Origin of the sequence: Edwardsiella sp. A.80236 (genome assembly GCF_044540725.1) — a bacterium.
Classification (GTDB): Bacteria; Pseudomonadota; Gammaproteobacteria; order Enterobacterales; family Enterobacteriaceae; genus Edwardsiella; species Edwardsiella tarda.
Window position 1 is genome coordinate 1 of the sequence record NZ_JBIUCY010000046.1, and the last position, 2609, is coordinate 2609.

The window sequence follows — 2609 nt, forward strand, 5'->3', positions numbered from 1 at the left end:
GCTTAGCGGAAAGTTCTTTTACCCTCAGCCGAAATGCCTGCCGTTGCTAGACATTGCCAGCCAGTGCCCGTCACTCCGCGGTCTTCACTGCGTGATCGAGTTGATCGACACCCGCCGTGACACGCTCCATGAAGTGCCTGCCTGCGTCTGTTAGCCGAACGCCCCGCGCATGGCGCTCAAATAGCAGGACACCAAGGTTATCCTCCAGCGCTTTCACACGCGCGCTGACGCTCGACTGGCTGATACCAAGTGCCTTGGCCGCATGCCGAAAATTCAGATGCTCGGCGACGGCGATGAACTGAACAAGGGAAATGAGCGGTATCCTGCCAGACAGGATACCGACATTCACGAGGTTTCGATGGTTAGTGCGCCGCATCGGAGCGGGCCTGCTACCAGTCGTCGGTTAGACGACTGGCGACTTCTCGGTGGCAGCCCCACGGAGCCGAAGGAGCACCAGCCCCAACGAAACCAGTACCGCCATCGCCGTGGCGTAACAGATCACGGGCCACGCTGTGTCACCGTTTAAAAGTGCCACCGCCAATGTCCCGACAATGCTGACTATCAGGCTTTGAACGCAGAAGTAGAACGCGACCGCTGATCCCGCGATGTCGTCGAACTCTGCCAAAGCGCCGTTCGCGGTAACGGACACCGTGAAGACAATACCGACCGCGACAACCCACATCGGTAGGATGAAGGTGAGGAATGACGGCGAGCCGTAAAGTTCGCCGATCCCCAACAGGACCGCTCCGCAAACAAGCAACGCCATCCCACGCGCCACGCATCCTGCGATGCCCCATTTGGCGACAAAGGACTTCGCGAAACGGGCTGTCACGATCATTACAAGCGCGACAGTGGCGAAGGCAAAGCTGAATCCGATCTCGGAATATTCCGCTTGGCCTATGAGCACACGGGTAGCCGTCGAGAAGAAGACGAAGTAGGTGCCCATACCGGCGCTAAAGCCGACAGTGTAAACCCAAAAAGCCGGACTCGCGAAGATCGGCAAGACAGATCGGCGCGTCTTGACTTGATCCAGAGGGCGGGTTTCGTGCCACCTGAAACCCGCATTTAGGAGTGCGAGCATCGCCAGTATAGCCAAAGTAATGAATATCGCCTGCCATCCCAAGAACTCGCCGATCAATGCTCCGGCGATAGGGCCGAGCGCAGGCACGAACGCCAGAATCGAACTGAAAAGGCCGTAGATGACGACACCCTCAGGACGGTTGGCATAAACGTCGCGAACCGTCGCGAACGTCGCCACCAGCATGGCCGACGCGCCCACTGCTTGAAGTAGACGGAAAGCGACAAAGGCCGGTGCAGTTGAAGACCAAGCTGCTCCCAGAGACGCAATGACGAAAGCCGTTGCGCCCGCAAGTAGAATTGGCCGTCGCCCGATTCTGTCTGAGAGCGGACCAAAAATCACCTGGCCCACGCCGAGCATCACCATATAGAGGCTCAACGTGAGTTGGATCATAGCGGGCGTCGTGTTCAGGATGCCGGGCATCGCTGGAACGACAGGGAGATAAATATCCATCGCCAGTGAAGCGAGGATGTCGAAAGGAGCCATCAGCAGCAGTGCTGCCGGCAGCGTATAGGCCCACGCGGGGCGTGTGGTGGTCATGACGAATCAACCCTCGATTAAGGAATACCGGGCGACGTCTGCTCGTCAGCAATCAGATGAGACTAGCCTTACAGAGCGCCGCAACAACAATACTGGTTGTTGCGGCTTACTTGTCTGCTGACTTGGAATTTCCCATCTGATTACTCCACGCTTACGAATATGAATTGCTACATTTTATCCGATTATCTTTTGCTTCGCAATGCGGCATGGGCGCACTCAGCGTTCCAGCCCCCTCTGCCGCCCTAACTGCCACGACACCGACCCGCCCTGCACGATGCCCATAACCTCGCGGCCGAGTTGGCGGTCGATGATCGGCCGCCACGGGACAAGGGTGAACTCATGGGATTTCTCGACCACGGCGAACTTGCCGCTCGATAGATGCACGGTTCCGGTAAACTTGCCGCTGACGCTCTCGCCGTCCGTGGCGGCGCGGAACGGCAGGCCCTTACTCAAAGCCATATCCGATCCGACGCCGGCTACCTCGCGCTCCCGCAGGATGGCGAGAAGGTTGCGCCGGTAGAAGACGCGGCTGTCCCGGCTGCGGGTGGCGTCGCCCTGTTCGATATGGTGCTCGCGGCGCTGGTCCATGGCTTCGCGGACTTGTTGCCCGAAGCCGGTTGGCGCAAGGTCGGCCGTCTCGCCGTGGATCAGCCGCCGGTCCAGCCAGGTCGCGCCGTCCGATCCGATCTGTTTGTTCAGATCGACCGGGGAAAGGACGCGAACGCTGGCCTGACTGTCTCGGCCGGCGTCATGGGCGGCGGCACGGCTGACCAGATCATCGGGGATGCGCCATTGGTCGGCGTCGATCCGCTCGACGATACCGGCCCGGCGTAGCGCCTCCAGCCGGCGCACATGGGCATCGACATAGCCCTCATAGTCGCCGCCTGGAACGCGGCACGTATAGGAAGAATAAACGGCACTGTTGCAAAGTTAGCGATGAGGCAGCCTTTTGTCTTATTCAAAGGCCTTACATTTCAAAAACTCTGCTTAC

General features: G+C 59.1%; 3 protein-coding genes. All 3 read right to left on the bottom strand.

What is annotated here, in order from left to right; translation table 11 throughout:
• Window positions 1-70: 70 nt before the first annotated feature.
• Window positions 71-376 (bottom strand): LysR family transcriptional regulator, encoded by a 306-nt coding sequence (locus ACEQFP_RS17315; protein ID WP_001255015.1) that lies wholly within the window; start codon window positions 374-376, stop codon window positions 71-73.
• Window positions 377-403: 27 nt separating this feature from the next.
• Window positions 404-1618, bottom strand: a complete 1215-nt coding sequence (gene floR / locus ACEQFP_RS17320; RefSeq protein ID WP_396464370.1) for a chloramphenicol/florfenicol efflux MFS transporter FloR — start codon at window positions 1616-1618, stop codon at window positions 404-406.
• Window positions 1619-1834: 216 nt separating this feature from the next.
• Window positions 1835-2470: a DUF3363 domain-containing protein gene (locus ACEQFP_RS17325; protein ID WP_001253263.1), complete on the bottom strand. Its 636-nt coding sequence runs from the start codon at window positions 2468-2470 to the stop codon at window positions 1835-1837.
• Between the last annotated feature and the right edge of the window lie 139 nt (window positions 2471-2609).

Excerpts from the sequence above, each read along its gene's own strand:
- ACEQFP_RS17315 (WP_001255015.1), bottom strand. The coding sequence starts at position 376 with ATGCGGCGCACTAACCATCGAAACCTCGTGAATGTCGGTATCCTGTCT.
- floR (WP_396464370.1), bottom strand. The coding sequence starts at position 1,618 with ATGACCACCACACGCCCCGCGTGGGCCTATACGCTGCCGGCAGCACTG.